The sequence below is a fragment of the Plesiocystis pacifica SIR-1 genome, assembly GCF_000170895.1.
Lineage (GTDB): Bacteria > Myxococcota_A > Polyangia > Nannocystales > Nannocystaceae > Plesiocystis > Plesiocystis pacifica.
In genome coordinates, this window is the sequence record NZ_ABCS01000020.1 from 103215 (window position 1) to 128995 (window position 25781).

Annotated in this window: 15 protein-coding genes, 1 tRNA gene and 1 pseudogene; 8 read left to right on the plus strand and 9 right to left on the minus strand. The window is 71.1% G+C overall.

Features of this window, described 5'->3' with window-relative positions:
* The first annotated feature begins 2 nt into the window (after window positions 1–2).
* The 4 genes and pseudogenes from PPSIR1_RS12965 to PPSIR1_RS12985 form a co-directional block, all read left to right on the plus strand.
* A complete protein-coding gene (locus PPSIR1_RS12965) occupies window positions 3–1610 on the plus strand; it encodes an alkaline phosphatase PhoX (RefSeq protein WP_045115908.1) in 1608 nt (535 codons plus the stop codon).
* Window positions 1611–1746: 136 nt separating this feature from the next.
* Window positions 1747–3336 (plus strand): anti-phage dCTP deaminase, encoded by a 1590-nt coding sequence (locus PPSIR1_RS45990; protein ID WP_086001283.1) that lies wholly within the window; start codon window positions 1747–1749, stop codon window positions 3334–3336.
* On the plus strand, window positions 3296–3844 hold the full coding sequence (locus PPSIR1_RS12980; protein WP_086001284.1) for a DUF488 family protein: 549 nt from the start codon (window positions 3296–3298) through the stop codon (window positions 3842–3844). The genes PPSIR1_RS45990 and PPSIR1_RS12980 overlap by 41 nt, the downstream gene beginning before the upstream one ends.
* A 128-nt stretch (window positions 3845–3972) precedes the next feature.
* A pseudogene (locus tag PPSIR1_RS12985) lies at window positions 3973–4425 on the plus strand (ATP-binding cassette domain-containing protein); the annotation flags it as partial.
* Here the strand turns inward: PPSIR1_RS12985 and PPSIR1_RS12990 are convergent.
* From PPSIR1_RS12990 to PPSIR1_RS13015, 6 genes are all read right to left on the minus strand, one after another.
* Window positions 4385–5011, minus strand: coding sequence for an RNA polymerase sigma factor (locus PPSIR1_RS12990; RefSeq protein ID WP_086001285.1), 627 nt, complete (start codon window positions 5009–5011; stop codon window positions 4385–4387). The pseudogene PPSIR1_RS12985 and the gene PPSIR1_RS12990 sit on opposite strands and share 41 nt — an antisense overlap.
* 71 nt (window positions 5012–5082) lie before the next feature.
* Window positions 5083–6438, minus strand: a complete 1356-nt coding sequence (locus PPSIR1_RS12995; RefSeq protein WP_006971530.1) for a DUF1552 domain-containing protein — start codon at window positions 6436–6438, stop codon at window positions 5083–5085.
* A complete protein-coding gene (locus tag PPSIR1_RS13000) occupies window positions 6438–8150 on the minus strand; it encodes a DUF1592 domain-containing protein (protein ID WP_006971531.1) in 1713 nt (570 codons plus the stop codon). The genes PPSIR1_RS12995 and PPSIR1_RS13000 overlap by 1 nt, the downstream gene beginning before the upstream one ends.
* Before the next feature lie 43 nt (window positions 8151–8193).
* Window positions 8194–11019 (minus strand): serine/threonine-protein kinase, encoded by a 2826-nt coding sequence (locus tag PPSIR1_RS13005; protein ID WP_006971532.1) that lies wholly within the window; start codon window positions 11017–11019, stop codon window positions 8194–8196.
* 7 nt (window positions 11020–11026) lie between these two features.
* Window positions 11027–12400, minus strand: coding sequence for an NHL repeat-containing protein (locus PPSIR1_RS13010; RefSeq protein WP_006971533.1), 1374 nt, complete (start codon window positions 12398–12400; stop codon window positions 11027–11029).
* A gap of 300 nt (window positions 12401–12700) precedes the next feature.
* Window positions 12701–18397: a protein kinase domain-containing protein gene (locus PPSIR1_RS13015; RefSeq protein ID WP_006971534.1), complete on the minus strand. Its 5697-nt coding sequence runs from the start codon at window positions 18395–18397 to the stop codon at window positions 12701–12703.
* Between the two features lie 258 nt (window positions 18398–18655).
* Between PPSIR1_RS13015 and PPSIR1_RS13020 the strand changes: the two genes are divergently transcribed.
* Window positions 18656–19708, plus strand: coding sequence for a hypothetical protein (locus PPSIR1_RS13020; RefSeq protein WP_006971535.1), 1053 nt, complete (start codon window positions 18656–18658; stop codon window positions 19706–19708).
* Window positions 19709–20001: 293 nt separating this feature from the next.
* Here PPSIR1_RS13020 and PPSIR1_RS13025 read toward each other — a convergent pair whose 3' ends face one another.
* Window positions 20002–21276, minus strand: a complete 1275-nt coding sequence (locus tag PPSIR1_RS13025) for a glycosyltransferase (RefSeq protein ID WP_006971537.1) — start codon at window positions 21274–21276, stop codon at window positions 20002–20004.
* Between the two features lie 170 nt (window positions 21277–21446).
* On the opposite strand from PPSIR1_RS13025, the gene PPSIR1_RS13030 reads away from it, so the two are divergent.
* A tRNA-Ile gene (locus PPSIR1_RS13030) sits at window positions 21447–21520 on the plus strand.
* Window positions 21521–21642: 122 nt separating this feature from the next.
* Window positions 21643–22353, plus strand: a complete 711-nt coding sequence (locus tag PPSIR1_RS13035) for a zinc ribbon domain-containing protein (RefSeq protein ID WP_157595499.1) — start codon at window positions 21643–21645, stop codon at window positions 22351–22353.
* A gap of 19 nt (window positions 22354–22372) precedes the next feature.
* On the opposite strand, the gene PPSIR1_RS13040 is transcribed toward PPSIR1_RS13035, so the two are convergent.
* The gene (locus tag PPSIR1_RS13040) at window positions 22373–23065 is read right to left on the minus strand and encodes a hypothetical protein (protein WP_006971539.1); all 693 of its coding nucleotides are present in this window, start codon (window positions 23063–23065) and stop codon (window positions 22373–22375) included.
* A 23-nt stretch (window positions 23066–23088) separates the two neighbouring features.
* Window positions 23089–24717: a zinc-dependent metalloprotease family protein gene (locus PPSIR1_RS13045; protein ID WP_006971540.1), complete on the minus strand. Its 1629-nt coding sequence runs from the start codon at window positions 24715–24717 to the stop codon at window positions 23089–23091.
* A gap of 86 nt (window positions 24718–24803) precedes the next feature.
* Here PPSIR1_RS13045 and PPSIR1_RS13050 point away from each other — a divergent pair, with 86 nt between their 5' ends.
* Entirely contained in the window at window positions 24804–25517 is a 714-nt protein-coding gene (locus tag PPSIR1_RS13050) for an SDR family NAD(P)-dependent oxidoreductase (protein WP_045115912.1), read from the plus strand.
* The last annotated feature ends 264 nt before the right edge of the window (window positions 25518–25781 follow it).

Sequence of the window (25781 nt, forward strand, 5' to 3'; positions counted from 1 at the left end):
CCATGCGCGAACTTGGCCGACGTAAGTTCTTGATCACCTCTGGCGCCGCTTCTCTGGCGGCCGCGCTCGCGACCTTGGCGAGCAACCGCCGGGCCGCGGCGCGCGGGCGCTGGGGGGACCTGGTCTCCGATCCCAACGGGATCCTCGACCTGCCCGAGGGCTTCAGCTACGCGATCATCGAGGAGGCCGGCGAGGACATGGACGACGGCTACCGCGTCCCCGGTCGCCCCGACGGCATGGCCTGCTTCGAGGGCCCCGACGACACGCTGATCCTGATGCGCAACCATGAGAACAGCGTCGGCGACATCCTCAACGGCCCCTACAAGCTCGGCCAGCTCCCGCCCGACGAGGCCTACGAGGCCGCGGCCATGGGCGGCGTCACCCGCCTGGTCATCGACGCCGGCACCTACGAGCGGATCTCGAGCAACCTCGTGCTCGTCGGCACGGTCCGCAACTGCGCCGGCGGCCCGAGCCCCTGGGGCTGGCTCAGCTGCGAGGAGAACGTCGACATCAACGGCGGCGTGCGCCACGGCTACACCTTCGTGTGCCCGACGGACGCGGACTCCGTCCAGGACCCGCAGCCTGTCGAGGGCTACGGCCGCTACAACCACGAGGCCGTCGCCGTCGACCCCTCGAACTTCCACGCCTACCTCAGCGAGGACCGCGGCGACTCCTGCCTCTACCGCTTCGTCCCCGACGACATGAGCGACCCCTTCACGGGCCAGCTCCAGGCCCTGCGCGTCGTCGGCCAGGACAACTTTGCGACCACCAACATGGACCCCGGCGACGTGGTCGACGTCGACTGGGTCGACATCGACGAGCCCGACCCCGACAGCGACTCCGTCCGCGACGAGGCCCAGGACAAGGGCGCGGCGATCATCGTCCGCGGCGAAGGCATGTGGTTCTTCGAGGGCCAGGTCTACATCTGCTCGACCAGCGGCGGCCCGGCGGGCGCCGGCCAGATCTTCCGGCTCATCGACGGCGACAGCCCGACCCTCGAGTGCGTCGTGAGCTCGACCAGCACCAGCGTGCTCGACAAGCCCGACAACATCACCGTCGCGCCCTGGGGCGAGGTGTTCATGGCCGAGGACGGCGGCGGCGACCAGTACATCCGCTGGATCAACGACCAGGGCGAGGTCTGCGACTTCGCGCGCAACGCCACCAGCGACAGCGAGTTCGCCGGCGTGTGCTTCTCGCCCGACGGCCAGGCGCTGTTCGTCAACATCCAGGGCGACGGCCTGACCCTCGTCGTCACCGGGCCCTTCCCCGAGATGATGGGCGGCGAGGAGGAGGAGACCGACACCGGGGAGGAGACGGACACCGAGGAGAGCACGGACACTGGCGAGACCGAGGACACCGGCGAGACCGACACGACGGACGGGTCGACGGAGGAGTCTGGCAGCAGCGGCGACGAGTCCGGGACCGATGGCTCGAGCGGCGAGGACGAGATCGGCGACGACACCGAAGGCACTGGCGGCGGCGCCGACGGGGGCAGCCTCGACGAAGAGGGCTGCGCTTGTTCGACGGATGAGGGCGGCAGCTCGGGGGTCGCGGCCGCGGCGGTCGTGGCTGCGGTGGGCGTTCGTTCGCTGCTCGACCTCGACGACTGACCCGGCCTCACCCCTGAAGGTGCCTGGCTAGGAACGCCAGGAGCCTCCAGTTTTTGGTCGCCGGTGGCCCGGATTTGGGCCACCGGGCGGGGAGCGAGTGACTTGAGTCAGCGGCGGCCCGTGATATGTACTCGGGATGGGTACTGCCGCACGCAGGCTGAAGGTCGCCTCACAGCGGGAGGATCTCCTTGGGGACGAGGTTCGCTCGAAGGAAACCGATGACCTCGTCTTTGGAGTCACGGGATATGTCGGGTCCGGTCTCAGTACAGTCAGCGCGGCTCTGGTCGAGCAGCTCCGGGGTCTCGGGTTCGAAGATGTACAGCGGATCAAGCTCTCCGAACTTCTGGCCGAGCGGATGGAACTCGAGCGCAGACACGCCAAGACCGTGGTGGAGAGTGTCCAGCTCCAAGATGAGGGCGATCGTCTTCGGGATCGCTATGGGGCGAACTTCGTAGCGGGCTTGGCCATCAAGAGAATCCATGTCCAGCGGCGCGCGACTCCTGGGAATGCGCGGGTGTTCGTGCTCGATTCGCTCAAGCATCCCCAGGAAATCGAGCTCCTGCGAGCAGTCTACGGGCGAGGCTTCTACCTGATCGGCGTCCTGTGCAATCGGAAGGAGCGCTCGAGTCGACTCCGGCTCAAGTTCAAGGATGAAGTGGACAAGTCGAAGATCGAGGACCTCATGGACCGAGACCATGCCTCCGCTGATCCTGTTGGGCAGCAAGTGCGCAAGACCCTGCATCGGGCAGACTTCTTCGTCGCCAACGATGCGGGGCAGGATGCCGATGAGCTCGGAGAACCGCTCGAGCGGTTCTTGCAGGCCGTGACGGGAGTCGAGGTCATTCGACCAACACGAGACGAGCGAGGCATGCACGCCGCCTGGTCGGCTTCGCTGCGATCGTCGTGCATGTCGCGGCAGGTCGGTGCCGCGATCTCGGACTCCAAGGGGGAGATTCTGGCGACCGGGACCAACGATCCGCCAGCTCCTGGAGGTGGGCTCTACTCGGAGGAGGAGGCCGAGGCCGAGGGACTGCCCGATCGGCGTTGCTTCAAGTGGGCAGGGACCCACGAGCGGCCATACTGCCGCAATGATCATAAGAAGAAGGAAATCTATGAGGATATTTTTACCAAGCTGGAGGACTCTCGTGCGCTGAGGGAGGGTGTGACGAGCCAGATGATTCGAGCAGCCCTCGAGAGGACTCGAGTGCGCGACTTGATTGAGTTCTCTCGTGCGATTCACGCCGAAATGGACGCGTTGCTGGCGCTGGCGCGAGCGGGCACTCCCGTCCCCCCTGAAGGGACCCTCTACTGTACGACCTACCCGTGTCACAGTTGTGCGCGTCACATCGTCGCCTCGGGTCTCACCGAGGTGATCTATATCGAGCCTTACGCCAAGAGTCTCGCCCTCGAGCTGCACGATGACGCGATCCGCGAGCAGACGGTTTCGGGTCAAAAGGGCGTCGAGTCGGGGGAGCGCCGGGTGGTGTTTCGACTCTTTAGTGGAGTCGCCCCTCGGAGGTTCTCGGCGTTGTTTGAAAAACGGCGCTCGCTCAAAGACGGGGATGGGTGGTTGATGGAGCGCGAGGGGCCCGCCCACTCCGACCGAGTGCTCATGCGGAGCTTCCTACAACTCGAGGAAGAGCTGGCCAAGAAGGTCGACTCTACGCTACAAGCAGGTGCAGGGGATGACGGTGCGCGAGGACCAACCGAGCCTTCGAGTGATTGAAGGTGGAGGAAGCGCTGGCGGCGCTTCGCTGGTTTCGGGTCCTTCGGTGGGCTCGCAGCTAGGGCTACCGGGCTTTTCACCGCCGCGTCAGGCGCTGATCTGCACGACGGTTGGGGTGCTCGCCGCGCTCGGTTTCGATGCCCTGCTTAGCGATCTCGACGTTCGTCGGATCGTGGATCTACGCGTTGCGCCCTCGTTCCTCCGCTTGGGCCTTCGAGGGCGAGAGTTCGTTCGGCGAGCTGAGCATTTTGGGGCTGACTACATCCATCTCGCGGCTCTGGCCAACCGCTTCGCTGGCGAGTCTTGGGATGGTGAGCGCTATCGGCAGCGCCTCGAGCGGCACTACCAGGAGAACTGGGAGGCTGTCGCACAGCTGCGGGGCTTGGTCGAGGATGGCCCTGTTTTGCTGATCACCGCAGAGCGCTCGGGTTTGGAGCAGGAGCTGCTCCTAGGCGCGCTTGGTCGTCTCTCGCCGGGCTTCGAAGTACGCGAGCTCGCGGGGACCTGACCTGTGTAGAGCGGTCGCGCCGCTCGAGTAGCTTGCGGGTCAGTGAATGACACGGGGATTCCGACTTCACCCCGAGGGATGAAACCGTCCTACGGCGTCGGGCTCGGGCTCGCGCTGATGACCCTGGTCTACATGTGGATCGCCTGGCCGAGGGGCCCGAGTTCTTCCCCTACCTCACGGCGCGGGAGCTGCTCGAGACGGCGGGGAGCGTGCGCGGGGCCGGGACGCAGCGGGGCATCGAGCGCTTCGTGGGTTGGGTCGGCGAGGGGGCCCTCGATCGCACCCTCGCCACGCTCTCGGCGGGGCAGCGTCGCAAGCTCGCGCTCGCGGCCGCGTCCGCGGTCGACCCGCCCGTGCTGCTCCTCGATGAGCCGAGCAACACCCTGGACCTCGCCGCCCTGGACGACTTGCGCGCGCTGCTCGAGCAGGCGCGGGAGCGCTGCGTGGTCGTGGCGACCCACAACCTCGAGCGCCTCGGGCTCGCGCTCGACCGCACCTTGATCGTTCGAGATGGGCGCGTGGAGACACCAGCCTTGGGCGTCACGCGCTCGGCGGGCCGGCGAGGGCCCGGATCGAGCTGACCCAGTCGTCGATGCCCTCACCCAGGCTAGGATCTGCCGCCGCGAAGCCCTCGCCGAGCTGCTCCTGGAGCTTGGCCCGAGCCCGCGCCAGGCGGCTCTTGACGGTCCCCGGCGCGGCCTCGACGACCTCGGCGATCTCGGCGATGCGCATGCCTTCCCAGTAGTGGAGCTCGACGACGATCTGATGCTCGATGGGCAGGCGGCGCAGCGCGAGCAGCAGCTGGCGCTGCGCTCGGTGGGCGTGGACGAGCTCGCTGAAGGACTCCTGCGACTCGCCCGCGATGCCCTGGACCGAGATGACGTCGCTGGCGATGTGCTGGTTTTGGGCGTAGCGCTGGCGCAGGTGGGCGAGCAGCTTGCGCCTGGCGATGCCAAACAGGTAGGCCCGGACGTTGCTGTCGCTGGCCATGTGCGGGCTGCGCTCGACGAGGGCGAGGAGGACTTGCTGGGTCAGGTCCTCGACCTCGGCCTCGAGCTTGCTGCGAAAGAAGCGATAGATGCTCGGGAAGAACCGACGGACGAGCTCGTTGCCCGCGCGGGTGTCCCCCGCGCGCCAGGCCAGCAAGAGTTCCAAATCACCACGCACCTCGCAGGGACATCATCTTGGGTTTCGCCGCCCGTGTCACTGCGAAAGTCGGCCCGCGGTGCTGCGAACGATCACAGCAAGGGCCCGGTGCAGTAGCCCGGGTTGCCGAAGGTCTCGACGTCGGTCTGGCCCATGGCGTGGCACAAGGTGATGAGCAGATCGTTGTTCGTCCGCCCCCCGTGCTCGGCGTGCTTGGGCGAGCCCGTGAAGCTGCCGTAGCGCAGGTACCGGCCCGTCTCGAAGTAGCCGCCGCAGCGACCTCCGAGCACGACGGGGATGTTGCGGCTGCCGTGCGCGGTGCTCTCGCAGATCGCCGAGGCCCAGACCACGACGGTGTTGTCGAGCATGCTCCCGTCGCCCTCGGGGACGGCGGCGAGGCGATCGAGGAGGGCGACGAACTGTTCGGCGTAGAAGGTGTGGATCTGGCGGCGCTGGCTCATGTAGGGCTCCTCCTTGCGGTGCGAGAGCCAGTGCGCGTTGTCGACGTGGCCGAAGCCCGAGAACACCGGGCCGCCGGCTTCGCGGCACCACATGATCGAGGCGACGCGGGTGAGGTCGCAGGCGAAGGCCGCGGTCAGCAGGTCCATCTGCAGGGCGCCGATCGCCGCGTAGTTGGGGTCGTTGAGGGCGAGCTCGGCGGGCATCGAGGGGATGGCGCAGTCGAGGCCGACGGAGTTCTCGATCCGCGCCTCGATCGCGCGCAGGTTGTCGAGGTGCTGCTCGAGCTTGTGTTGGTCGGCGCCGGACAGCTTCCCGCCGAGGGTCTCGAGCTCGGCCTCGACCCCGGCGATGACGCCGAGCCGAGCTTCGCGCTGCTCCGCGAGGGCGAGGGGGTCGAGCTCGGCGTCGGCGAACAGGCGGTCGAAGACGTTGAAGGGGTCGCTGTCGATGGACAGGGGCTCGGCGGGGCCGGTGTAGCTCATGCGCGAGCGCACCGTCGCGTTGTTGGTCACGCGCACGCCGAGCTCGAGGCTCTTGAACGGGGTCTGGCCCTCGAGGCGGTTGGCGATGAGCTGGTCGACGGAGATGCCGTTGGCCCAGCCCGAGGGGACGTCGTGCATGTCGCCCTCTTGCAGCTCGGTCCCGGTCCACAGCGTGCCGATGCCCGAGTGGCCGGCGCCCGGCCCCGAGTAGATGGCCACGTTGTCGACGCCGTCGAGGACGATCACGTCCTGCTTGCGGCTGGCGAGGGGCGCGAGCATGGGGCTGAGGGACCAGTCGTGCTCCGTGCCCGCGCACCGCCACTCGTCGAAGATGGTGCCGTTGGGGGTGTGGAACAGGACCAGGCGCCGGGGGAAGCTGCCGGGCCGGGCCTCGCCCTCCAGCAGGGGGACGAAGGGGGCGAGGGCCCCGGCGGCAGCGCCCAGACCGAGGGCGGCGAGGAAGGAGCGGCGGCTGTGTGGGGGGGCGAAGCGGCGCGGTGACATCAGTTGGACTCCTCGGGCAGGGGGCGGGGGCGGCGGAGGCGGAAGGACTCGGAGGTGGCGACGGCGAGCATCAGGGCTTCGACGGTGTCGTCCGACGCGGCGAACGCTTCCTCGAGCGCCGCGAGGGTGCAGTCGTCTTCGGCCGCGAGCGGGCGGACCAGGGCGAAGCGCAGGTACTGGCGGACGAAGCAGGCCCGGACCTGGTCGCTGTCGGACAGGCGCTCGGACAGCTCGATGGCGCCGTAGAAGCTGCCGTCGAGGTCCTCGGTGTTGGTGAGCTCGCCGCTCGCGTCCACGGCCAGGTTGCCGTCGACGGTCCGGTAGCGCCCGGCCCCGTCGTAGTGCTCGAAGGCGAAGCCGATGGGGTCCATGAGGGTGTGGCAGGAGGCGCAGCCCGCCTCGGAGGAGTGCATGGCGAAGCGCTCGCGCACGGACAGGTCGGGGTCGAGGGCCGGGGGCGTGTCGTCGACGTCCGGCGGCGGATCGGGGATGGGCTGGCACAGCAGCGCCTCGCGGACGAAGCGGCCGCGCTGGACCGGCGCGGTCTGGTTGAAGTGCCCGTGCATCGCCATGACCCCGGCGCGGGTCAGCAGCCCGGCCCGCTCGTCGCCGGGCAGGTCCACGCGGTGCAGGCCGTCGTCGCCGGCCGGATCGGGGGGGAGCTCGACGCCGTAGTAGGACGCGAGCGGGGCGTCGACGAAGGCGCGGGGATCTTCGAGCAGGCCGGCCATGGAGCCCCCGTCGTCGTGGATGATCGCGGCGGCGAAGCGACCCAGGCCCTCGCGCATGGCCGGGGCGAGGCTGGGGTCGTAGGCCGGGAAGCTCTCGGACGACTTGTCGGGGAACTCGCCCTCGAGGCCCATCCATTGGCGGTACATGGCCGCGCTCCCGCGCGCCGCTCGGGGGTCGTCGAGCATGCGCTCGACCTGGGCCTCGAGCCCCGCGGGCTCGTCGAGCTCGCCGTGCTCGGCGGCGTCGAGGAGGGCGTCGTCGGGGATCGAGCGCCACAGGAAGAAGGACAGGCGCGCGGCGAGGGAGAAGGCGTCGAGGCGCAGGGCCTCGCTCGGTCCGGTCCCGGGCTCCACCCCGAGCTCCACCCCGATCTCCACGTGGTAGAGGAAGTGCGGGCTCTCGAGGGCGGCGGTGGTCACGAGCTCGAGGCCCCGGCTGGGTCCGCCCTGGGCCACGCCGAGTTCGTAGAGCCCGCGCAGCTGGGTGCGCTGCGCGTCGCTGAGCGGGCGGCGGTAGGCCCTGCGCCCGAGCACCTCGATGAAGGCGTCGGCGCACGCGTCGGGCTCGTCGATGCCCTCGGCGGCGCAGTCGAGCACGCGCTCGGGCTGCTCGGCGACGGCGGCCGCGATCGCCTCGGCCTGATCCATGTAGGCCTCGAGCTCGAGCTCGGAGGGGGGCGCGTCGAGGTTGGCGGAGAAGGGCCCGAGCAGCTCGTCGTCGGGGAGCTCGTCGAGGGGGACCTCGATCTCGAACAGGTCGCGGACGGCGTGGCTGTACTCGAGCCGGGTCAGCCGGGCCATGGCCCCGGGGCCGAGCTCGGTGACGCCCGCCTCGCAGCTGGGCTCGCCCTCGTCTTCGCCGCCGGTCGAGGCGTGGCCGCCCGTGTCCGATTCGGCCCGTTCACCGGGGTCGGTCGCAACCCCGACGTAGCAACCTGCGCCGAGCAGGGCGCACAGAGTCCAGCAGCGTGAAGTGTCCACGCTCTAGACATGTCGCGGGCGGCGATCTGGTTCCCGAGCGCGATCAGCGGGGGCCCCCACGAGCCCGCGACAGGCCGGCTCGAGCTCGGGCGAGGCCCTCTTGGGGCGCGCCGGGGGTGCCGAGGTAGATGGCCTCGGCCTCGGCGTAGGCTCGCTCGGCGGCGCTCCAATTGGTCCGCGCCAGGTGCACGTCGCCGAGATCCACGAGGGTCTGAGCCAGGGCTGGACTGCGCGCATCGAGGACCTCGCGCTGGCTGCGGAGCGCCGACTGGAGGAGGCCGAGGGCGGCCTCGGTCTCACCTTCGCGCAGGCGGTAGCGCCCCAACAGCGCCTCGTACTCGGGGTACTTCAGCTCCGACTCGTGGCCGTCGGCGCGCTCGTCTTCGAAGATCCGCAGGGCTCGCTCGAGCCGGGCGCAGGCCTTCGCCAGGTCGCCCCCAGCGGCGTGGCCCTTGGCCTCTCCGGCCAGGAAGATCGCCAGCGTGCGCCGGTCGACCCCGGGGTGGCCGTCGACGATCTCCGAGGCGCGGCGGAGGTGCTCGAGGCCGAGCTCGGGCTCGCCGCGCGCGACCAGGAAGTCGCCCAGGGCGTGGTGGCTGGTCGCGGTGTCGGGGTGCTCGGGGCCGAAGCCGCGGGTGCGCACCTCGACGGAGCGGGTCAGCAGCTCGCGGGCCCGCGCGTCGTTGCCACGCTTGGCCTCGAGAGTACCGAGGTTGGTCAGCATGTAGCCGAGCCCAGGATGGCCGGGCCCGAGGGCGCGCTCGCGGATCTCGAGGCTCCGGCCGATGAACTCGGCGGCGTGGCCGTAGTCCTCGCGCAGGAAGTAGACCCCGCCGAGGTTGTTGAGGACGACGGCGAGGTCGGGGTGGTGGGGGTCGAGGTTGGCCTCGTAGAGCTCGAGGGTCCGCCGGAAGTGGCGCTCGGCGAGGTCGAACTCGCCCTCGGTCAGCGCCAGCACGCCCCACGAGAGGGCGATGCGGGCCTCCCACGAGCCCTCCGGATCGCCAGCGTGCTTCGCCGCGACGCCGGCGTGGCGCATCCAGTCTCGAAAGCCGTCGTAGTCGGCGGTCTCCATCTGCGCGGCGCCGAGCTCGAGCGCGGCCTCGGTCGCCAGGGTCCAGCCGCCGCGCTTGGCCGCGGCGTAGTAGGCCGCTCGCAGGGGGGCGAGGGCCTCCTCGTGGCGACCGGCGTCCATGAAGCTCTGACCCTCGCGCAGGCGGGCCGCCGCGGCGAGGGTGCCCCAGCCCTGGGTTTCGGCGAGGCCGCGGACCGCTCGAGCCAGGGCGCCCGCCTCGTCGTGCTCGCCGGTGAGGTTCAAAAAGCGCGCCTGGGACAGGTCGCGGTGGAGGCGGAGCACCTGACCCCGGGCGCCGAGGGCCGGGGCCGAGGGCTGGGCCGCGAGGGTCATGGGGTCCACGCAGCTCGCGCTCGGGCTCAGGGTCGAGCTCAGCTCGAGGGCTCGATCGACGCTCTGCTTGCCCCCGCGGCCGAGCTCGATGAGCAGGGCCTCGAGCTCGATGCGGCGCCGCTCGAGGCACCAGTTGGCCTTGTCGACCTGCGCGGCGTCCCAGCTCGGCTCGCGCACCGCTCGGTCACAGACGAGGGCGGCGTCGGCTCGCCAGCGGCGGGTGTGGTCGTCGAGGCGCCGCTCGAGCTGCGCGCCCACCTCGTCGGCGTAGCTGAGCTTCGTGGCGAGCAGGGTGTCGAGGAGCTCGGCGCGGGCGCGCGGGCTCCAGACCTCCGCGATGGGATCGCCAGCGGCCTCGCACTGCAGCAGGTGTTGACGCTCGCGCTCGCCCTCGACGAGCAGGGGAGCGGCGACGAGGGCGAGCCCCGCGGCGAGCAGGGCGACGACGCGTCGACGTCGGCGCCGGCTCTCTCCGGCCTCGAGCGCGTGGCTCAGGGCCTGCATGTCTCGATGGCGGGCGCGCGGGTCGGGGGCGAGCCCCTGGGCCACGACGGCGCGCAGCCAGGCGGGTACGCGCCGCGCCCTGGCGGGGGGGAGGGCCATGGGCTGCTCGGGGAGCTCGTCGCTCAGCTTGGGGTAAGGCCGCGCGCCAAACAGGGCCTCGTGGAGGGCGACGCAGAAGCTGAACTGATCGCTCGCTGGGCTGGCGCGTCCGCCCTCGAGCTGCTCGGGGGCCATGTACGCGGGGGTCCCGACCAGCGCGTTGGTGCGCGTGATCTGGGGGTTGGAGTCCTCTGGGGTCTGGCGCTCGTCGCTGGTCGAGCCGCCAAAGAGGTGCTCGGGCCCGGCGACCAGCCCAAAGTCCATCACGCGGGCGACCCCGTCCGTGTCGATCATGACGTTCTCGGGCTTGAAGTCGCGGTGGACCAGGCCCGCGTCATGGACGGCGGCGAGGGCCCGGGCCGCGGCCTGAAACACGGACAGGATCGCCCGCCAGCTGCGGGGCTTTGGCCCGGCCCGGCCCAACCACTCGCGCATGGTCTGACCCTCGACGAACTCCATGGCTACGAACAGCCGCCCGCCGTGGACGCCGACGTCGTAGACGGTCACGACGTTGGGGTGCTTGAGCTTGGCGAGGGCCTGGGCCTCGCGCTCGAGCCTGTGCGCGGCGCGTGGGCTGGGCCGGTCACGGTGGCGGAGCAGCTTGAGCGCGACCTGGCGATCGAGGCGCGGGTCGTAGGCCCGATAGACGACCCCGCCGCTCCCGCTCCCCCGGCGCTCGAGCAAGACGTAGCGCCCGCGCAGGATGCTCGGGGCCTGCTGGCCGAACAGGCGGGCCTCGAGGCGCGCGAGGGCCTCGTCCTCCTCGGAGCTCGGGCCGAGGGCGAGCGTTCGCAAGTGCCGGTCGAAGGCGTCCGGGGAGCGCTCGGAGCTCGGGGGAGATGTCGCGCCAGGGTCCATCTCGACGCTAGCCCGCCGCCGCGCTGTCCAGGGAAAAGCCGGTCATGTCGCTGTAGGTGTAGGCGCCCACGAGGCCCTCGACGGTCTCGATGGAGTGGTCGATGGGATCGACGCGGTAGGCCCGGGAGCCGTCGCGCGGGATGGTCCACACGTAGCCGTCGAAGTCGACGGCGACGCCCCACTGCATGCCCTCGGGCATGGCGATGCTGTCGAGCACCGCGAGGCTCTCGGTATCGACCCCGTAGAGGGTGTCGTCCACGGCCTTCCACAGCACCCCCTCGGAGTCGACCATGCAGCCGCCGGTGTGGCCGTAAAAGCCGTTCCAGTCCTCGACCAGCGCGGTCGTGAAGGCCTCGGTCACGGGGTCGAAGCGCGAGATCTCGCGGTTGCACAGGTACACGTGATCGTCGTGGTAGGCGATGCCGTAGGTGTGGATCGGCTCTTGCCAGGTCGAGACCTCGAGGGTGTCGTGGTCGACCCGGGTCAGGTCCTTGGCGTAGATCTGGGCGAGCCACAGGTTGTTCTCGCCGTCGACGACCGCGCCGTAGGGGCCGACGTTGAGGGACATCTCCATGTCGGGGAGCGGGACGGTGTCTTCGATGAGCCCGGTCTCCCCGTCGAGGCGCAGGACCTCGGCGCTGCCCGAGGTCCCGAAGTCGGCCCCAACCCAGACCTTGGCGCCGGTCCACTCGCAGGTCTCGGGGTCCCACTCGCCTGCGGTCCAGGCGAGGGCGCGGATGCTCGCGTGCGCCGTCGGGGTGTGCCAGCCGCGGCACTCCTCCTGGTCCCAGTCGAGGATGTCCGCCGCGCCTGAAGAGGTCTGCACGCCCGGGGTCCCGTTGGTGTCCTCGCAGTCCGCGGCGTCGAAGCGGACCATGGTCACGCCGCCCGTGCGCGCGGCGACGACCGCGTCTCCGGCGCGGTTGACCGAGGTCCGCGAGGGGCTCCCGCCGTGGTCGGGCCGGACCCAGTAGCGGCCGACCTCGACCAGGGTCTGGGTGTCGATCTTCGACACGCTGCCCTGCGCCGAGTTGGCGATCCAGATCATCGATTGGCTGAGGCTGCCTCCGCCGCCGCCGCAGTCTGGGGGGATGTCGTGGCCGAACAGGTCCCACTTCACGCCGCCCTCGTCGAGCTCGCTGGCGTCGTCCGAGGTGCCCGTCGTCGCCTCTCCGGTGTCTGCGTCGCCCGAACCATCGGCGCCCTCGCTGCCGGTCACGCCCGCGTCGGTGCTGGCTTCGTCGAGGCCCTCGTTGGTCGCTTCGCTCTCGCCCACGTCGAGCACGCCCAGGGAGAAGCTGTCCTCGGGAGGCTCTCCGGAGCACCCCGCCAGGCCTGCGCCGATGATCGCCGCCAGGGCGGGCCGTCGCGCGCTGTTCAACGCTGTTTGTGAACGCGCTTGCGCGGGAGCGGGGGGACAGAGCTTGCGTACGACACGGGACACCACGCAATCTCCATTGCGGTTGTCCCCGCTTGGTTCCCACCGGCACGTAGTGATCGCGCAATTGCACCACAGTGCGTGCGTGGTGCGCTCTGGCGACTGGTTGGTCGAGGCGAGGGACGCGGGGCGCGGCTGATGGACAGATGCTCCTCGACCGCCGTTCCGTGACGCCCGGGTGCCCCGCAGCAGCCCGGCTCCGGAGCGGTCTACGCGTAGGGGAGCGTGTGAAGGCCGCGGCTCTCAGGCGACGGGCAGGTCGAGGTAAAAGCGCGTCCCGGCGCCGGGGGCCGTGTCCACGCTCAGCTCGCCGCCGTGGTCCTTGGCGATGCCGTGGGACACGGACAGGCCCAGGCCGGTGCCCTGGTCCCGGCCCTTGGTGGTGAAGAAGGGGTCGAAGATGTGCGGCAGGACCTCGGCGGGGATGCCCGGGCCGCTGTCTTCGACGATCATCCGGACCCTGTCCTCGCCGAGGCGCTCGGCCTTGAGCTCGATGCGCTTGCGCTCGTCGTAGCCCGGGTAGACCTCGTTGAGGGCGTCGCGGGCGTTGGTCACCAGGTTCATGACGATCTGCTGGATCTGCTGGATGCGGCAGCGGACCTGGGGGAGGTCGTGGGGGAGGACGAGCTCGATGGTGACCTGGTCCCGGCGCAGCACGGACTTGATGAGCATCAAGGTCGCGCTGTAGATGGCGTCGACGGTCGCCGGCTCGAACTGCTGGTCGGTGTCCTGGCGCGAGAAGGACAGCAGGTTGCGGACGATGGCGGCGACGCGGTTGGCCTCGGCGGTGATCTCCTCGGTGAACTCGCGGACGATGCCGGCGTCCTCGACGTTGACGTGGATGAGCTCGGAGTAGTTGAGGATGCCCTGGACGGGGTTGTTGATCTCGTGGGCGACGCCGCTGGCGAGGGTGCCCAGGGACTCGAGGCGCTGCTGCTGGCGGAGCTTGGCGTCGAGGGCGTCCTTGTCGGCCTCGGCGCGCTTGCGGGCGGTGATGTCCGTGGCCAGGGCGATGGCGTGGCGGCGCTCGAGCACCATGACCTGGGAGATCGAGGCGTCGTCGGCCTCGGCGGCGCTCTCGTCCTCGTCCTCGCCGGCGACCTCGATGGCGGCCAGGCGGACCGCGAACCATCGCGGGGGCTTCTTCTTGGACCGCGCGACCTGGAGCTCGAGCTCGCGGGGGTCGCCGTCGGCGAGCACGGCCCGGACCGCCCCGCGCCAGGCCTCGGCCGCCTCGTCGCCGAGGCCCGGGGGCTGCACCGGTCGGCGCGCGCCCTTGTCGTCGGGGCTGTCGACGACGAACAGGCCCGGGCGGTTGACGAACTCGATGGCGCCGCGCTCGTCGAGCAGGGCGATGATGTCGGGGACCCCGGTGACGAGCGAGCGCCACCGGGCCTCGCCGCGGCGCAGGGCCGAGTAGAGCGTGGCGTTCTCGAGCGCGGTCGCGGCCTGGCCGGCGATCAGGCGCAGGGACTCGAGCCGATCGGGGGTGAAGCAGTAGGCCGAGAGGCGGTTCTCGAGGGCGAGCACGCCGAGCACCCGCCGGCCCTTGAGGATGGGGAGGCCGAGGAGGGAGACGACGCCCTTGCGCACGACGTAGGGGTCCTCGGCGAAGCGCGGGTCCTCGCGGGCGTCGTCGAGGACCACGGCGTCGCGGGTGCGCTGGACGAAGCGCAGCAAGCTCGGGGGCACGAGGTGGTCGGCCTCGTCGAGGGGGATGGGCCGGGGGAAGAACTCGCACTCGAGGTCGACCTTGGAGCGGGCGACCACGCCCATGGCGCCCTGGCGCTCGAGCACCAAGGTCGCGTGGTCGGCCCCGGCGTTGGTGATCGCGGCCTCGAGCATGTGCGCCACGACCACGTCGACGCTCAGCTCCTGCGAGATGGCCGAGACGCTCTCGAGCACGCTCTCGAGGTCGAGGGCCAGATCGTTGCCGGAGCTCGAGCCGGTCGCCGAGCTGCCGCGCCAGCGCCCCGAGCTCGCGCCGGATCGTTGGGCGCGGGCGCGGGCGCGGCTGCGGCTGGCCGAAGCCGAGCTGCTCTCGCTTTGGGTCTGGGTGCGCTGTCCAGCCCGGGTCGGCGGCAAGGTGTGCTCCATGAGCTCGCGGGGGTCGGCGAACTGCTCGGGGTGAGCCTCGCGCATGGCCTCGAGCTTGAGCTCCGCGCCCCAGGCCGCGTAGAGCTGCCAGGCTCGCTCCCGCGCCCCGCGGGCGTAGACGGACAGGCCCTCGCGCTCGCCGAGCTCGGCGAGGCGCTCGCAGGCGAGGCCCTCGACCCACCGGCAGCTGCGGGCCTCGGCCTCGGCCCGCGCGCGCTCGAGCAGGTCCATGGCCCGCCGGCTCCGGCCCTTGACGGCGGCCGCCATGCCGCGGGCCAGGGTCAGGTAGTGGCCGTAGTTCTCGGGGCAGTTCTTGCCCCAGCGCTCGAGGATGCTCATCGCGGTCCGCAGCGCCCGGCGCAGGGTCCGGGGCGCGTGGCGGCCGTTGTCGTGGCCGCGCAGGCGGTGCAGCTGCACGCACAGCGCCGTGGCCAGGGCCGTGCGCGGGATCATCCAGGTCGCGAACATGACCTCCTCGGCGTCGGCGATGATGGGCAGGAGGTTGGTCAGGGCGGCCTCGGGGCGGCCGAGCAGCAGGTCGGCGATGGCCCGGTTGACGATGGCCGCGAACACCGTGACCCGGGAGCCGTTGCGGGACTCGACGACCTCCGGGGACAGGGCCTCGGTGTCGCGCAGGGCCTCGAGCTCGTCGCCTTCGCCCTCGCTGCCAGTCAGGACCACGGTCAGGCCGCGGATCATCCACGCGACCAGGGCCATCTCCGCCGAGCCCCAGCGCTCGAGCTCCTCGCGGGCTTGCTTGGCCTTGCGCCCGAGCACGCGCAGGTGCACGCCGACGTCGAACTCCATGGACAGGCGGAGGCCGGTCATGAACCCGGCGTACTCGAAGTCCCCGGCCACGAGGGCGCGGCGGCAGGCGTCGGGCATGCTGGCGATGGCCTGGGGCAGGGGCCGGCTCTGGTGCCACACGAACAGGTAGGCGGCGGACTCGACCCGGGCGCGGCTCGGGTTCTCGTCCATCTCCTCGCACAGGGCCAGGGCGCGGTCGCACAGGGCCGCGGCCGAGTCCGTGTTGCGGGCCCCCGCGGTGATGCCGATGGCGACTTGCGAGATGGCCTGGGCCGCGCAGGGGTGGAAGCCGTGGCGCACGAGCAGGCGGGCGCGCAGGCCGACGAGGGCCACGAACAGCCCGGGGCTGGTGACGTAGGCGACGTTGACCGCCGCCGTCAGGATGTCGAACACCGCGTTGATCTCGGGATCCTCGCAGCGCTTCATCGCCTTCCAGTCCTCGATGCCGATGTCGCGGATGCGCAGCCAGCCGACGAGCAGGCCGGCGACGGCGAGGCCGAGGCTGGGATCGGGGGCGATGCGCATGCCGCACTCGGCGATGGCGTCGATGGCCAGGCGGATCGCGTCCTGGGGGCGGTCCTCCATGGTCAGCAGGCGGATGCGCAGGGCGACGACGCGCCCGAACATCGCCCGGGGCAAGGGCCACCGGAGCAGCTCGCTGAAGGCCGCGTCGGCGTCCTCGTAGCGCGTCGACAGGGCCAGGCTCTGGGCGCGGGCGAAGTGCAGGGCGATGACCAGCTCGGCGTCGGGGGCCGCCGCGCCGTGGGCCGCGACCTTGGGGGTGGACGCGGCGACGAGCTCGACCCCGGCCTCGAGGTAGCGCAGGGCGGGGGCGTAGGCCGCCGCCGCGATGGCCCGCTGCCCGGCGCGCAGGTTGAGCTGCGCGAGCTCGACGCGGGCGGCCTCGTCGAGCTCGCGGGGCAAGCTGGCGTCGAGCTGATCGACGATCTCGAACAGGCGGTCGGCGCCGGCCCCTGGGCGGGAGCGATCGCTGCGTCCGGCCTGGAGCTGCCAGTGGCGGCCGATGGCCCAGTGCACCGCCGAGCGGGTGTCGGCGTCGAGGTGGGCCCGCGCCACCTCGCACAGGCGATCGTGGGCGAAGGCGTAGGCGAGGCCGGCCGGGCCGACGAGGCCGGCGTCGACGAGGGCGTAGAGCTCCGCGGTGAGCTCGGCCATGGGGCGCGCGGTCGCGACCTCGAGGCTCTCGAGGTCGAAGGAGGCGCCGAGGCAGGCGGCCCGCGCGAGCAGCTCCCGGGGCCCGTCGTCGAGGGCCTCGAAGCGGGCCCGCACGGCCTCGAACACGCTGTCGGGCAAGGGGGCTCCGGCGACGGCCTGGACGTCCCAGCTCCAGCCCGACGGACCGCGCTCGAGCAGGCCGCGGCGCTCGAGGTCGACGAGCAGCTCGCGCAGCAGCAGGGGGCTGCCGCCGGTCTTGGGGTGGAGCACGGCGGCGAGACCCTCGAGGGTCTGCGGGTCTTTGGCGAGGGTGTCGGCGAGGAATTCCGTGGCCGCCTCGGCGGTCCACGGGCGCAGATCGACGACGCGCAGCAGGTGCATGGCGGCGAGGCGGTGGCCGAGGGCGCCGAGGGCCTCGGCTTTGGCCTCGGCCTGGCGCGCGCCGAGGATCATCACGGGCCCGAGGTCGCCTTCGAGCAGCACGCGGAGCAGCTGGAGGCTGCTGGGGTCGGCGGCGTGGAGGTCGTCGAGGACCACGAGCAGCGGGCTCGCGGCGCTGGCGAGGGTCGAGAGCAGGCGGGCGAGGCCCAGGTGGACGCGGTTGCGGGCCTCGGGGGGCGGGACCGGCGGGGGCGAGGGCTGCTCGCCGAGGATCAGCGCGAGCTTGGGCAGCAGCTCGCAGACCACGGGGGACAGGCCGCCGAGGGCCTCGCTCAACAGCGCGCGGTGGCTGGCCAGGGAGGGCTCGTCGAGGGTCAGCAGCTGCTCGACGAGGCCGTCGAGGGCCTCGAGGAAGGCCGAGTAGGGGAGCTCGCGGTGGGGGTCGAAGCGGCCCTGGCCCACGCGCGCGCCCGCGGTGCTGGCGAGGCCGGCGAACTCGGACAGCACGGTGGACTTGCCGACGCCGGCCGGGCCCGAGAGCAGGGTGACCCGGGCGCTGCCCTCGCGGCGCACGCGCTCGAGCTCGTTGCGCAGCTCGTGCAGCGCCGAGTCCCGGCCGTGCAGGCGCGTCGACAGGCTCAGCCCGGGGGGCAGGTCGTCGCGGGCGAGCTCGAGCTCGAGCCCTGCGTCGCCCGCGTCGAGCAGCTCGCGCAGCCGCCGAAGATCGCGGGCCAGCCCCGCCGCCGTCTGGTAGCGCCGCTCCGGGGCCTTGGCGAGCAGCTTGAGCACGATGCGGCTCAGGCCCGCGGGGATCGACGAGCGCAGCTCGACGGGCGGGCGCGGGGCCCGGGCCAGGTGGGCGTGGATGAGCTCGAGGGGGGCGCTGTACTCGAAGGGGCGGCGGGCGGTCAGCAGCTCGTAGAAGGTCACGCCCAGGGAGTAGAGGTCGCTGCGAAAGTCGACCTTGCGCCCGGTCCGGCCGGTCTGCTCCGGGGAGATGTAGGGCAAGGTGCCGGTCAGCACCTGGGGGTCGTAGAGGTCGCGGCGCTCCGACTCGAGCAGCACCGAGATGCCAAAGTCGGCGAGGTGGATCTGTCCCGAGTCTGGGGTGATCAGCACGTTCGCGGGCTTGATGTCCCGGTGGATCACCCGCCGGGCGTGGAGGCGCGCGAGGATGTCGGTGAGCTGAATGGCGATGGACAGGAAGGTCTCGACCTCGACGGGCTGACCCTCGGTGTAGACGCTCAGGTCCTGACCGGGCACGCGCTCGAGCAGGAGCACCAGCTGCTGGCCGACGCGCTGCAGGGCGAGGGCCTTGACCACGCCCTCGATGTCCAGGGCCTCGAGCAGGGCGAACTCGTGCTCGACCCGGGCCTCGACGGCGGGGCTCTCGAGCTCGAACACCTTGGCCACGACGGCGCGCCCGTCAGCCTCGCGCACGGCCGAGTAGACCCGCGCGTGCCCCGAGGCGCGCAGCATCTCGTTCGTTCGGTAGCCAGCGAGAGGTATGCCCATTTGGCAGTGTCACGAGTGTACGCCGGGGGGCGCGCTCGGTGTTGGCATAGTTCGCGAAGGGCTGCGCGGGACCAACGCGACGCGGCCCGGCTGTGGTATCGAACGATCATGATGTCCCATGTCGCGTGGGGATTGACGGGCGCGTCGGCGCGAGGGCTCCCCCGAAGCACGCCGCGATCGCGCGCGGGGCTGTCGGCCGCGCTCGCTTGCTTCGCGTGGGTCGTGGCGCCGCAGGGCGTGGCGTCGGCGGGCAACGGGACCCACATCCGCACGCCGGTGAACTGGGCCGGGGCGCCGTGCATGACCGTCGTCGATCGCAGCGTCGACCCGGTCTACGCCCTGAGCTACGCGGTCCCCTTCGAGGATACGCAGCTGACCCCGGACGAGGTCGAGGACAGCCGCCGGCACCAGTTCTTTGCCCTGTGCCGGGATCGGCGGGACGAGCAGTACCTGCCCAATTGGATCACCAGCGCGGACCTCGACGCCGCGGTCGCCAACGAGCTGGGCGACCCCGCGAGCGTCGATCCGAGCGTCGACGTGCTCGAGACGAGCGCCGAGTGGGCGGGCTGCTGGGCGCGGATCACCGCCGACGACGCGCGCCGACCGATCACCTTCGAGGCCGCGTCGGAGCCCGTGCAGTGGGATACGAGCGCCCTCGAGGCCGGGACCTGGGTGGTCGAGGGCTACACCTGGGAGCCGTGGACGAACCTCTGGACCCATCGCCCTGGCGCGTTCAAGATCGTCGACGATCCCGACCCCGCGGCTAGTGCTCCCGCGGTCGCCTTCGACTTCAGCGAGCAGCCCGTCTACGTCGGCGAGGTCGCGGGCATCACCGGCTGCGTGGACGCGATGGCGGGCTCGACCATGCGCCTCGAGTGGTCCCCCGACGTGATCGGGCTCGAGCCCGAGTGGAGCCTGGTCGAGGAGGGCATCGCGGTGAACGGCTCGAGCTTCACCTACGACTGGACCGCGCCCACGGAGGCGGCCGGCGGCCCGGTCATCTTTCGGGCGACGGTCGACGATCCCATGGGCCGCAGCTGGGCGGGCTACAGCCACGCCGCGCTCTCGGTGCTCTCCGCCCCCGACCCCGGCTGTGGGGACGAGGGCGGCTTCATCCACGACGACTGCGAGGACGAGGTGGGCGCCGGCGAGGGCGGCGGGGGTTGTGCCGTGGCCGCGCCGGAGCTTGGGCGGACCACCTGGGGCGGGCTGGGCTGGTTGCTGTTCGCGGCCCTGGCGGGGCTGGCGATCAACCGGCGCGGTCCCTGGGGCTAGCGAGCTAGCGGACTCTCGGGGTCAGCCGGCGCTGACGAAGGTCAGGACCATCAGCGCCAGGCTCACGAGGAAGGCAAAGCGGAGCAGCTTCATTGCCCTCTGGAAATACGAGAATTGGGCCAACGCGACCGTTGGCGAATTGTGAATGGTTCCAAAAGCTTGGGAGAAGCGAGGGGCGATCCCCCGATGTGCGCGACGTTGCAGCCCGCCACGCCTTTGGATCACCGAGCGTGGGACTTCCCGACACCGGTGCAGGACCCTCTAGAGTGGCTCCAGAGCTAGCCAGGGGCCGATCAACGCTGTTCGTAGCCGGCCAGGATCTCGCGGTGGAGCGCGGCGTAGTCTGCGCCCATGCGCGCCGCCGAGAAGGCCTCGCGCGCCAACGTGGCGGCGGCCTGGCTCATGGCGAGGAGGCGCTCGGGCTTGGCGGTGAGCTCGTGGATGGCGGCGACGAGGGCGTGGGGCCCGGAGCTCGGATCGACGCGCAGCCCGACCTCGAGCCCGCGGCTCTCGCCCTCGTTCAGGACCTCGCGCACGGCGGGGTGATCGAGGGTCACCAGCGGCAGCCCGGCGGCGAGGCCCTGGAGCAGGGTCATGGGGATGTCGGCGCCAAAGCGGAGATCGTCGGCGGCGGCGAGCTGCAGGCTGCAGCGGCCCATGAGCCCCGCGAGGTGTGCGCCGTCGAGGGTCGGGGGCAGCAGCTCGACCCGCGACGAGCCGATGGCCCCGGCCAGCTCCCGGGCGAGCCGAGCCTGGGCGCGCTCTTGGACCTCGCCGCCCTGGGCCCAGGGCTGCACGACCACGGACCAGCCGCGCATCGGCTCCTCGTTGGCCGTGCGGACCAGCTCGATGATGCGGTCCACGGCGCCCACGTCGAGGTCGCCGGCAAACAGGATGCGGCGGCGCTGAGCGAGGGCGTCGAGATCTCGCGGGGCGCTCGGGCCGTGGCGGACGTCCACGCCCGGGTAGATGCAGTGGACCTTGTGTCCCGGGACGCCGGCGCCGATGAGCCGCGAGCGGGTGTGGGCCGAGAGCACGACGATCGCGTCGAGGGCCTCGAGCTCCGTGGTCGAGTCTTCGAAGCCCGCGGCCTCCGTGAGGGTCTGGACCACGGGCGCGGGCCGGGCGTGCTGGGCCTGGCGCGTGCGCAGCATGGAGCTGGCCACGCCCAGCCACGAGCGCGCCCCGCTGGTCGCCCGCTGGACCAGGCTCGTGCTCCGGGACACCGGCGGGGTCTCGAGCAAGCCGGCGGCGACCCGCTGCATCAGCGGGCCCGGGGCGAGGAAGAGGTGCACGGGCTGGCGCCTGCGCTCGCGCCCGACGAGCACGGCCCCGATCGCTGCACGCTCGAACAGGCCAGCGCCCCGGCCCCCGGGCAGCCGAGGGACGCGGATCACCCCGTCGTCCCGACCCAGGCGGGGGGGATCGCGGGGATCGCCGAAGTAATCGACGGGCGTCTGGCTGGGCAGGGCGGGGATCAGGGCGCGGAGCAAGGCCGGCCCGCCGTCGATGGGATGGCCGACGACGGGGCGAGAGACCAGCAGCCAGCGTGCTCGGGCGTCGCTCATGGGGGCGCCATGGTACGCGGGATGCGGCTTGTACGCCTGCGCAGAGTCCGTGAGCTGGGGCCGTCCTTCAGGCCACAGCTGCCTCTGCGTGACGGCGCGCGCTCGACGCGAGGATGGCCTCTCCGCCGTCGGTTTGACGGGGGCACCCGGCCTCCCTATCGTGCGCCCACGGGCCCATAGCTCAGTCGGTTAGAGCAGCCGGCTCATAACCGGTCGGTCCCAGGTTCGAGCCCTGGTGGGCCTACTCCCGACACACGGTCGTCACGCGGCGTCCGTGCGCTCATCCCCCCCGCGCAGACAAGCACACGGCCAGGAATGAAAGACCAGATCGAAGCGCTCTATCGGCTTCAAAAGCAAGACCGTCGCATGAGCTCGATCGAGCGCAAGCTCGCCGCCATACCCCGTCGCAAGCGAGAGATGGACAAGGACCTCGCCAACCTCGAGGCCATGCTCCAGACCGAGGTCGACAAGCTCGACGACACCCGCGGCTTCCGCCTGGACCAGGAGCGACAGCTCGAGGACGAGGAAGAGCAGATGCGCGCCAGCAAGCAGCGCCTCAACCAGGTCAAGACGCCTCGTGAACTCAGCGCCGTCCAGCGCGAGATCGAGTCGACCCGACGCCTGGCCCAAAAACGCCGCGAGGAGATCGTCAACATCACCACGGCCATCGAAGAGGCCGAGGCGCGCATCAAGTCCATGGAGGACGCGCTGGGCGAGCTGCGCACCAACCTCATGGCCGAGCGCGATCGCCTCGAGGCCATCGAGGTCAAGCTCGGCAAGTCGGCCAAGAAGGCCGAGAAGTCGCGCAAGGGGCTGCTCGACCAGGTCGAGCGGGACCACCTGCGCCGCTACGAGCGGATCCGCAAGCGGGCCCGGGGCGTCGGCTTCGTGGGCGTCCGCGAGCGGCGCTGCCTGGCCTGCAAGATGGCCGTGGCGCACCAGACCTACGTGTCGCTGCGCGCGGCCGAGATCATCGCGACCTGCGAGAACTGCGGTCGGATGCTCTACTGGGCCGGGCTCTTCCCCGAGGACGAGTCGAACGAGCCCAAGCCCAAAGAAGCGCCGAAGTCAGCCTGAGCCCGGCTCGCGCGAGCGGCTATCGGAACCCGCAGCCCTGCTCCTCTTCGGGGGGGTAAAAGGGCGGCGGGACCACGGCGACGCGCGGGTGGACGTCCTCGCTGTCGTCGCAGGAGATCCGGCGGAACACGGTGGGCACGTCGATGTAGCGCCCGCCGTCGTTGTTGACCGACTGGAACTCCTGGATCTCGTGATCGATGACCCCGGAGAAGCGGTCGAGGTTGTAGCCGAAGGCCGAGGTCACGGCGCACAGCGGGTCCTCCATGCGCCAGTTGATGGCGTCGAACTCGACGGTGCTGGTGTCGGCCTGGTAGCGGCCCTTGGCGTTCATCGACACGATGTACTGGAGCCGCCCCTGGCAGGGCCCGCGGTTGACCTCGGTCTTGGGCCCGTACCAGCTCTCGTTGACGATCTCGCCCTCGAGCTCGCCGGAGCCTTTGTCTTCGCCGGAGCCCTCGGTCCGGCGGATGGTCAACGTGAAGCGGCCCCACTCCTGGTACATCGTGTTGAAGGAGTGCGACTGCCACACGCCCGCGACGGGGTCGTCGCACGCGGCGGGGGGCGGCAACCGGGCCCGCTGCTCGGCGATGGTCGCCGGCGCGCGCCCTGGGGTCAGGGTCAGCGCGAGGGTCAGCAGCCCGAGCAGCGCGCCGCCGACGAGGCGGCGGCGAGTCGGCCAGACGCGGCCTTGGGAGGCTTGGGGAGGGCCCACACGAACGAGTCTAGCTCACGAACTCAATGACCCCGGACTTCGGTGAGCAGGTCGGCGGCGCGGGTGACCTTGGCGAGGTTCACGGGGTGTAGGTCCCCGCGGTAGTCGAGCCGCGAGATCTGGTCGATGTCCGCGAAGTCGACGAAGCCCTCGGGCAGCGGCGCGAGGATCACCGTGGTCCGATCGTCGGTCAGGGTCGAGGTCTGGGTGTAGAGGGTCTCGACCTGGCCGTCGTGCTCGACGAGCAGGCGCTGCTCGGCGCCGAGCTGCTCGTTGGCCATCGCGTAGCCAGGCATGAGGTACCAGCGCTCCTCGCCGGCGCCGTTGATCGTGCCCATGAGGGTGGGGACCTCGGCTGGGGGGGAGGCGTCGGCGCTGGACCCGGGCAGGGGGTTCTCCTCGGGGTAGTCGAACTCGGTCAGGGCCCGGACGCGCTTGTAGGTCTTGTTCCACGTCCAGTCGGAGACCCAGGTGTTGGCGCAGTAGGTCATGTAGTCGTGGCCCGTGGGCTTGCGCAGGGTGTAGCTGCGCACGCCGAAGCCGTAGACCCCGAGCTTGCCGCCGTCGTGGGGGTAGGCCGGGTCGGTGTTGGCCGCGGGCGCGCCCGGGGACTGGTTGGGGCAGTAGACGTGGCGCAGGCCCTGGTTGTGCCCGACCTCGTGGATGATCGTGCCCGTGGGTCCGGCCGGGGCGAGGGGGTTCTCGCCGATGCTCCACACCGTCGAGGCGACGCGCATGTCGCCGGAGCTCTGCTCGGCGTCGCCGATGAGCCAGGCGATGCCCGCGACCATGTTCACGTTGGGCACGCCGACGTCGATGAGCGCGTGGTAGTAGACGTTGGGCGCGGCCCCCTCTTCGATCTTGAGCGCGCGCATGACCGGGAGCATGTCGCCCAGATCGGTCATCTGAGGCGCGTAGTCCATGGTCTCGTGGATCTGGATGTCGATGGTCTGGAGCGGGTTTTGCTCGTACAGGCCGTCCTCGATGACCTCGATGTCGCTCTCGCTGAGCACGACCTCGATGGGCGGATCGGGGAAGGTGTAGTTGATCGGGACGATCACGACCTTCATCTCGAGGGGGGTGGTCTCGTAGCCGATGTGGTCGATCTCCGGCGGGGTCACGGCGACGCCCTCGGGCAGGCTGCTGCCCACGCTGCCGTCGTCGACCTCGCGCAGCTCGACCTGGTAGCGGGTCCCGGGTTGGGCCTCGGCGGCGGTGACGCTCCAGTAGAAGTTGGTGTTGACGTTGCCCTTGTCCGAGTCCTCCTCGACGAAGAGGGCGCGGACCTTGGGCTCGACCTCCTCGCCGCCGGGCAGGCGGATGTGCAGCACGCCGACGATCTCGCGGGGGATCCAGTCGGCGGACAGGGTGTGCTGGGTGCGGATCAGGGTGTCGCGGTTGCTGATCAGGAAGGCGTTGCGGTCTTCGCCTTTGACCCACTCCCCGTCTTGGCCGATGAGCACCGCCGTGCCCTGGTTGGCCTCGACCTCGGTGATGTCGATGCCGCGGGCGAGGGGGCCGGAGATGTCGACGGAGTCCTCGTCGCCGGCCTCGTCGCCCTCGGCCGAGACGGCGTCGTCGGAGCACGCCCCGAGGGTCAGCGCCGCGAAACAGGCGATAGCAATACTGGTCGAGAGGTCTAGACGCGCCACAATTCCCACATTCCCACGTATTGCGGGAGTTCTTCAAGGGCTCAATTGGGGATCCACATCGCGCGCGAGCCCCGTACACTGCGTCCATGACCCAGGAGTTCGCAGGCCGAAGTGTGGTGGTGACGGGCGGCGCAGGTGCGCTCGGGACGGCGGTCGTGGCGGGCCTCGTGGACGCGGGCGCGACGGTCCACGTGCCGGTCTACGAGCGCGAGGCCCCGGCGGATTATCCCTTCGCCAGCCATGAACGAGTCACCCTGGTCACGGGAGTTTCCCTCGATGATGAGGCCCAGGCGACCGCCTTCTACGCCTCCGTTCCGTCGCTGTGGGCCTCCATCCAGGTCGCCGGCGGCTTCGCGATGGCGTCGGTGGTCGAGACCAGCAAGGCCGACTTCGATCGCATGTGGCACATGAACGTGAGCACGGCCTTCCTCAGCTGCCGCGAGGCCGTGCGACGCATGCGCGACACGGGCCTGAGCGGGGGCGAGGGCGGGCGCCTCGTCAACATCGCCGCGCGCCCAGCCCTGGTCCCGACGGGCGGCATGATCGCCTACGCCACGGCCAAGTCCGCGGTCGCGGCGATGAGCCAGGCCCTGGCCGAAGAGCTCGCCGACGAGAACATCTGGGTCAACGCCGTCGCGCCCTCGATCATCGATACGCCGGCCAACCGCGCGGCGATGCCCGACGCGGACCACGGCACCTGGCCGAGCACCGAGGCCCTCGCCGAGACGATCCTGCACCTTGCGAGCCCCAACAACCGCAGCACCCGCGGGGCGATCGTCCCGGTCTACGGGCTCGCGTGAGCGGAGCCTTCGAGCTCGACCTGAGCGAGCTCGAGTTCGAGCGCGACGAGGGCGTGGCCGTGGCCGAGTGGGTCGACCGCCTCCGCGCCCTGGCCCGGGGAGCACGGGCGGGTGCGGGTGCGCGCGTGCCCGCAGATGCTCGCTCACACCCTGTACAAGGCCGGGCTGCTGCGCGGCGGCTCCATCGAGCTGGTCGACGTGCGCGAGGAAGAACCTTACGGCTGAGGCGTGGACGTGGGGCAGGGCGGACCGGCTTGGCGTCGG

Excerpts from the sequence above, each read along its gene's own strand:
- PPSIR1_RS13025 (WP_006971537.1), bottom strand. The coding sequence starts at position 21,276 with ATGAGCGACGCCCGAGCACGCTGGCTGCTGGTCTCTCGCCCCGTCGTC.
- PPSIR1_RS12995 (WP_006971530.1), bottom strand. The coding sequence starts at position 6,438 with ATGTCACCGCGCCGCTTCGCCCCCCCACACAGCCGCCGCTCCTTCCTC.
- PPSIR1_RS13035 (WP_157595499.1), top strand. The coding sequence starts at position 21,643 with ATGAGCTCGATCGAGCGCAAGCTCGCCGCCATACCCCGTCGCAAGCGA.
- PPSIR1_RS12965 (WP_045115908.1), top strand. The coding sequence starts at position 3 with ATGCGCGAACTTGGCCGACGTAAGTTCTTGATCACCTCTGGCGCCGCT.
- PPSIR1_RS12980 (WP_086001284.1), top strand. The coding sequence starts at position 3,296 with ATGACGGTGCGCGAGGACCAACCGAGCCTTCGAGTGATTGAAGGTGGA.
- PPSIR1_RS45990 (WP_086001283.1), top strand. The coding sequence starts at position 1,747 with ATGGGTACTGCCGCACGCAGGCTGAAGGTCGCCTCACAGCGGGAGGAT.
- PPSIR1_RS13015 (WP_006971534.1), bottom strand. The coding sequence starts at position 18,397 with ATGCTGCGCGCCTCGGGGCACGCGCGGGTCTACTCGGCCGTGCGCGAG.
- PPSIR1_RS13005 (WP_006971532.1), bottom strand. The coding sequence starts at position 11,019 with ATGGACCCTGGCGCGACATCTCCCCCGAGCTCCGAGCGCTCCCCGGAC.
- PPSIR1_RS13050 (WP_045115912.1), top strand. The coding sequence starts at position 24,804 with ATGACCCAGGAGTTCGCAGGCCGAAGTGTGGTGGTGACGGGCGGCGCA.